The organism is Deltaproteobacteria bacterium CG11_big_fil_rev_8_21_14_0_20_42_23 (genome assembly GCA_002796345.1).
Taxonomy (GTDB): Bacteria; UBA10199; UBA10199; order 2-02-FULL-44-16; family 2-02-FULL-44-16; genus 1-14-0-20-42-23.
In genome coordinates this window covers 23,954-30,357 of record PCXC01000007.1, presented here as the reverse complement: position 1 = coordinate 30,357, position 6,404 = coordinate 23,954, and the positions used below count along the sequence as shown (strand labels likewise).

Genomic DNA, 6,404 nt, shown 5'->3' with positions numbered 1-6,404 from the left:
TCAAAATTTTTGCTTTGACAGACAATTGTTCTGTGATGACAGCCATTGCAAATGATGTTGGTTATGAAAATCTTTTTGTGGGTCAACTGAAAATTCATTATACACCTGGAGACAAACTCTTGGTTATTTCTGCTGGTGGTAATTCTCCAAATGTTGTTCAAGCGGCTGAGTGGGTGAAAGCTCAAGGAGGTAGAGTTATTGGGTTCCTTGGTTTTGATGGTGGGAAATTAAAAACTCTTTGTGATGTAGGTGTTCACGTAGCAACAACTAAAGGGGAATATGGTCCTGTTGAAGATGCACATCTTATCATGAATCATGTTTTGGCCCACTGGTTTCAATGTAAACTGAAAACGAAAGAGTTGTAATTATGTCTAGTATACTTATTGGTCCTTCATCATTTGCAGAGCTTGATCAATCTCCGCTGCAAAAACTTTCTGACGCAGGCTACAACATCATTGACAATCCCTATAAGCGTAGATTGACAAAGTTAGAGCTTAAAGAATTATTGAAAGATGATGTTTGTGGGATCATTGCAGGCTTAGAGCCCTTTGACCGTGATGTTCTAAAAAGCGCAAAATTAAAAGTGATATCGCGTGTAGGTTCTGGTCTTTCAAATGTGGATCTTGAATCGTGTGAAGAGTTGGGAATTAAAGTCTGCTCAACACCAAATGGCCCTACAGAGGCAGTTGCAGAGCTCACCCTTGGTGGACTTCTTGGCATGTTGCGCATGATCCCACAAATGAATGCTTCGTTGCACGAGGGAAAATGGGAAAAGCAAATTGGCACTCAGTTGAAAGGAAAGACAGTACTCATTGTGGGGTATGGTCGTATTGGACGGCGTGTTGCTGAACTTCTTCGTCCATTTGCTGTTAAACTTCTTATCGTTGATCCAAATATTGAAGCAGCTTCATTAAAAGACGAATGTGTGATGTCGCTGGAAGATGCTTTGCCTCTTGCTGACATCGTTACATTTCACAATAGTGGAGAAGCTTGCCTTCTTGGGGAAAAAGAAATTTCCCAAATGAAGCAAAGTATTTTCCTTCTCAATGTTGCTCGTGGCGGCATCATTTCAGAATGCGCTTTGGCACAAGGAATTAAGAGTGGAAAAATTGCTGGAGCATGGTTGGATACTTTTGGGCAAGAACCTTATAAAGGGATTCTACAAGATTTGCCTCAAGTTATTCTGACTCCACATGTTGGTTCCTATACAGAGGAATGCAGAGCCGAAATGGAGAATGAGGCGGTTTGCAATTTGTTACGCGTGTTACAAAATGGATGAACCTATGAAAATTGATTTTTCCGGCAAGACAATTCTGATAACTGGAGCTACAAAAGGTATTGGTGAGCAAATTGCCAAAGATATGGAAAGTTGTGGAGCTTCTCTTCTTTTAATAGGATCTAATGAAGATAAGGTGTTGCAACTCAATAAGGAAGCTGAACAAAAAAACTTACGCCGCTGCTATTTTGCTGCTGATTTTAGAAATGCCACTGTCGTTGAAAATTTAATTGATACCCTTTGCAATCATCATACTATCGATGTCTGCATTAACAATGCGGGAATGAATAAAATAGATTCCATTGATGAGTTTAGCAACAAAGACTGGAACGATATCTTTTCGGTAAATCTGCAAGCTCCACTTTTAATCACACGTCGAGTAAGTCAGAGTATGAAAGAAAAAAGATATGGACGTATTGTTAATATTTCGTCCATTTTTGGTACTGTGAGTAGGGCAAGGAGGTCACTTTATAGTGTTTCTAAATTTGGTCTACGTGGTCTTACGGTTGCCAGTGCATTAGATCTCGCTCCATATAATGTGCTGGTGAATACAGTATCACCTGGTTTTGTGCTTACAGAACTTACAAAAAATATTCTGAGCAAAGAAGAAATGGAGCAACTTGCAAATGTAGTTCCCCTAGGTCGTTTTGCAAATCCCGAAGAGATTTCAAAAGCGGTTCTTTTTTTGTCGAGTGATTTGAACACCTATATTACAGGGCAAGATTTATTGATCGATGGAGGATATGTTAGTGTCTGATTTTATTTCAGTTCAATCTGCAACGCGCCTCTATTCAGTTTTTTTTCGCGAGAGTGTTGTTTCTGATATTGATAAAGCTTGTGAAAAAGATGCCTTTTTCGTCATCGATTCACATGTCTGTAAATTATATGCAGAGTTATTTATAAAAATTCCGCAGAAGCGCATTATCCTGATTGAACCAACTGAAGAAAATAAATCCATCGATAAAGTGAAAGAACTTATAGAATGCTTAGTAGAGAAACAAATCAGAAAAAATAACCCTCTTGTGGCAATTGGCGGTGGTATTGTTCAAGATATAACTGCATTTGCTGCATCACTTATTTATCGAGGGATTGAATGGCAATTTATTCCAACAACACTTTTAGCGCAGGCAGATAGTTGTGTTGGAAGTAAGACATCGATTAATCTGGGCAAATGTAAAAATTTAATTGGGAATTTTTATCCACCTTCGAATATTTTTATTGATGTAAACTTTCTTAAAACTCTTGAAAAGAAAGACATTCAATCTGGCATAGGTGAAATGATGCATTTTTATCTCTATGCCGGAAGTTGTTTCATGGAAAAATTGATTGAAAATTATCATGAGATACTTGCAAACAGATCTACTTTACGGGCTTACATTCAGGAAAGTCTTTCCATCAAAAAAAGCGTAGCGGAGATTGATGAGTATGACAAAGATGAGCGGAACAAATTTAATTATGGACACACTTTTGGACACGCTCTCGAAACAGTTTCAAATTATGAAATTCGTCATGGTCAAGCAGTTACCATTGGTATGGATTTAGCGAATTACATTTCAAGCAATTATGGTGTAATGACTCGCGATACCTTTGATAGGCTACATCAATTACTTAAAGTAAACATGCCAGCATATAACTATCGGGGAATTAATTTGAATGATTATTTTCAAGCGCTTTCAAAAGATAAAAAAAATCTTGGTAATGATTTGGTTTGTATTTTGGCTGAAAAACCAGGAAAATTGATCAAACAGCAAATGAAAATGAATGAACAGTTTCAGGCTGTTGTTCGTGAATATTTCCAAGGAGTTTGGAATTCATGAGAACGCAGTTTGACCATGTTGAAGTTCATGTTGATGATATCTTGAAGTACTGCACTTTTTTGACCTGCCTCTTTGAAGGTGGTGCAACTGAAGTTATTTCGCAGACCGGAACTTCAATGTTTACTTCTCCAGATGGGATTCACATCGAAGTCAAAAAGAAAAAAAATAGCGAAGCTGCGATCCAAAGTGGTTTTTGCAATCCTTGCGTTAAACGAAAGAATGCGCATGAGTTTATTGATAAGTTAGGTCTTGTGGTAGAATCAGTGCGTGAAACTCCAGCCGGACCCGTATTTTTCTTCAGAGATCATGAAAATATTTTGTGGCATATAAAGGATCTTCCCCATGAGTATACGCCCTAGAAAATCTCTCTTAAATCCAGCATTGAAGCGGCCAAGCGCATTGCAGTCGGTTCCAAGAAACTTGAATCGCATATGGCTTGATAAAAATGAAAATTTAGATCCAGAGCTTAACGCATTAGCGCATGAAGTGCTGCAAGAGATTTCTCCGCTCACCTTGGCAATTTACCCAGAAGCCTGTGAGCTTTACCGCAAGCTCGCAGCTTGGCTTGAAGTCAGTCCTGAATGTTTGTTGCTCACTCCTGGAAGTGACGGCGCGATTCGTTTGAGCTTCGAAGCCTTTGTGGAAAATGGCGACCCAGTGATCCATACCACACCTACTTTTGCGATGTATCCGGTTTACAGCCAAATGTTTGGCGCGGAAGTTTTCCAAATAAACTACGAACGCACTGATGCCGGTCCGTATTTAGATACAGCGGTAATTCTCAAAGTACTGCGCGAACAAAAACCTAAATTATTATGTCTGCCTAACCCAGACAGTCCGACCGGAACTGTTTTAGCGCCAGAAATTTTACGCGAAATTCTGAGTGAGTGCGAAGCTGTTGGAACGGTTTTATTACTTGATGAAGCTTATCATCCTTTTTATGAGTCTTCTGCTGTGTCGTGGGTTGAGAAGTCTCGTAACTTAATTGTCGCACGAACTTTTGCCAAAGCTTGGGGTGTAGCGGGTTTGCGAATTGGCTATGCCGTAGCTCATCCGGAGACAATTGCACTACTGCACAAAATGCGCCCGATGTACGAAGTTAGTACACTTGCCGTTGAATTCATGTCGCGCATGCTCGATAAAAAAACTGAGATGCTTGCGGCTGTTGCAAGAATGAACGAAGGAAAAACCCTTTTTGTTGAAAGTTTACGCGCATTGGATTTTAAAGTTTTGCCAACGTGCGGTAATTTTGTGCACGTGGCTTTTGCGGAACGTGGGCTTGCGATTCATGCCGCTTTAAAAGATAAAGTGTTGTACCGCGTAGCTTTTGATCATCCGTGTTTAGCCGAATATAGTAGATTTAGCGTTGGGCCATATAAGGTCATGGATCAAGTGCTTGAGTTGATTCAACAGGCGATAGGAATTAAATCATGAAAAATAATAATATACTTAAAGTAGCTATTATCGGATGTGGGCGAATTTCCGGCCATCACTGTCGTTCCATTATTCAAACTGCAGGAGTTGAATTGGTTGCGGTGTGTGATTTGGTTCTTGAAAAAGCTCAGGTCTATCAGAAAGAATTTGGCGCAACGGCTTATACCGATTACCACCAAATGCTTATCGAGAACCCACAAATAGATACAGTCGCAATAGTTACACCATCGGGAATGCACTATGAGCATGCTCTCGATATTATTTCACGTTACCGAAAAAATATTATTGTTGAAAAACCAACTTTCATGAAGCCGTCACAGGTGAAAGAAGTATATGCCAAAGCGAAAGCGGCTGGGGTTCATGTTTTTGCAGTATTTCAAAATCGACATAATTCAGCAGTTAAGCGTGTTCTAGAAGGTTTGGCTCACGGAGAACTTGGGAAATTGCGTTCTGTTGCGGTGCGTGTTCGTTGGTGTAGGCCACAACGCTATTATGATTTGGCGCCATGGCGTGGAACGTTTGCTATGGATGGAGGATGTTTAACCAATCAAGGTATTCACCATATTGATCTTCTTAGGAAAATGGGCGGAGAGGTTAAGCGTGTTTGCAGCACCCACAAAACTTTGGGGGCAAATATTGAGGTGGAAGATACCGCCATTGCGGCCATTGAATTTAAAAATGGAGCCGTTGGTTCGCTTGAAATTACCACAGCTGCCCGTCCAATTGATTATGAAGCCAGCCTCTCTTTAGTGTGTGAAAATGGCTTGGCCCAAATTGGTGGAATTGCTGTCAATGAACTTCAAATTTACACACCAGATCCATCCGCCTGTGTTAAGAATTCGGAAGATTTTTCTGGAAATGTATACGGCAATGGTCATGTGAAAATATATGAAGAGATTGTTGATTTTTATCAGAAAGATAAAACGTTTTCTGTAACTTATGAAGATACATTTTCGACTATTCAGCTTTTAAATTCTTTTTATCTTTCAGATGAGACTCAAAATTGGGTCGATGTTTCTTCTTCAGGTGATAGTTCACGCCTTGGTCAAGAGGATGATGAGTTAGCAAACCTTTATCGCACAAGCACTGAAGGTGAAAAATGAAAATAATAGGCATTATTCCAGCGCGTATGGCAGCATCACGATTCCCAGGAAAACCTCTTGTTTCAATCCTTGGCAAGCCTATGCTTGAACACGTCTATCTTCGTGCCAGAATGTATGAGGGTTGGGATCAACTTGTGTTGGCCACTTGCGATTATGAAATTGAAGCTTTCGCAAAGGAAAAAAATATCCCTGTTGTTATGACTGGATCACACCATACTCGAGCTCTTGATCGCATTGCTGAGGCAGTTACATTATTGGGAAAAGATATTTCTGACGATGATATTATCCTTAATGTTCAAGGCGATGAACCCATGATGCGGCCGGATATGATAAGTGCTACCATTGCTCCTCTTTTAAATAATGCTCAGGTTCCTTGTACTGTTTTGGCAATGGATATAGTTGAAGAAAAGATATGGCGCAATCCAGATACGGTTAAGATCATTCATAATGATGAGGGGGAAGTTCTCTACACCTCTCGCTCACCCGTGCCTTATTATAAGGGAGCTTTTTCTCCAGAGCTTATGGCACGACGAATTTATGGAATTTTTGCATTTCGCTGGAAATACCTCAAACTCTTTACCGATCATGCGGAAACGCGTCTCGAAAAACTTGAATCCTGTGATAGCAACCGAATTCTTGATATGCCGTTTCGGCAATACATTGCGCCTTATCCACACATAAAATCATTTTCAGTAGATAGTCCTGAAGATGTTGAGCTTGTTGAAAAGCACATGAAATCAGATGACTACTGGGACTTGTACAAGTAAGGTTTTC

Annotated in this window: 8 protein-coding genes; all 8 read left to right on the top strand. The window is 40.0% G+C overall.

All coding sequences use genetic code 11. The features are described from left to right. Nucleotides 1-365, top strand: a 365-nt coding sequence (locus tag COV43_00680; protein ID PIR26644.1) for a sugar isomerase, incomplete at its 5' end; no start/stop codon positions are given. 2 nt (nt 366-367) lie between these two features. Then, a complete protein-coding gene (locus tag COV43_00675; protein ID PIR26643.1) occupies nt 368-1,279 on the top strand; it encodes a hydroxyacid dehydrogenase in 912 nt (303 codons plus the stop codon). 4 nt (nt 1,280-1,283) lie between these two features. After that, the gene (locus COV43_00670; protein ID PIR26749.1) at nt 1,284-2,033 is read left to right on the top strand and encodes an SDR family oxidoreductase; all 750 of its coding nucleotides are present in this window, start codon (nt 1,284-1,286) and stop codon (nt 2,031-2,033) included. Further along, nucleotides 2,011-3,093: a 3-dehydroquinate synthase gene (locus tag COV43_00665; protein ID PIR26642.1), complete on the top strand. Its 1,083-nt coding sequence runs from the start codon at nt 2,011-2,013 to the stop codon at nt 3,091-3,093. The genes COV43_00670 and COV43_00665 overlap by 23 nt, the downstream gene beginning before the upstream one ends. Further along, entirely contained in the window at nt 3,090-3,452 is a 363-nt protein-coding gene (locus COV43_00660) for a hypothetical protein (protein PIR26641.1), read from the top strand. The genes COV43_00665 and COV43_00660 overlap by 4 nt, the downstream gene beginning before the upstream one ends. After that, a complete protein-coding gene (locus tag COV43_00655; protein ID PIR26640.1) occupies nt 3,436-4,527 on the top strand; it encodes a histidinol-phosphate/aromatic aminotransferase and cobyric acid decarboxylase in 1,092 nt (363 codons plus the stop codon). Before COV43_00660 ends, COV43_00655 begins: the two co-directional genes overlap by 17 nt. Beyond that, on the top strand, nt 4,524-5,630 hold the full coding sequence (locus tag COV43_00650; GenBank protein PIR26639.1) for a dehydrogenase: 1,107 nt from the start codon (nt 4,524-4,526) through the stop codon (nt 5,628-5,630). The genes COV43_00655 and COV43_00650 overlap by 4 nt, the downstream gene beginning before the upstream one ends. Continuing rightward, on the top strand, nt 5,627-6,397 hold the full coding sequence (locus COV43_00645) for a 3-deoxy-manno-octulosonate cytidylyltransferase (GenBank protein ID PIR26638.1): 771 nt from the start codon (nt 5,627-5,629) through the stop codon (nt 6,395-6,397). The genes COV43_00650 and COV43_00645 overlap by 4 nt, the downstream gene beginning before the upstream one ends. Nucleotides 6,398-6,404 lie beyond the last annotated feature (7 nt).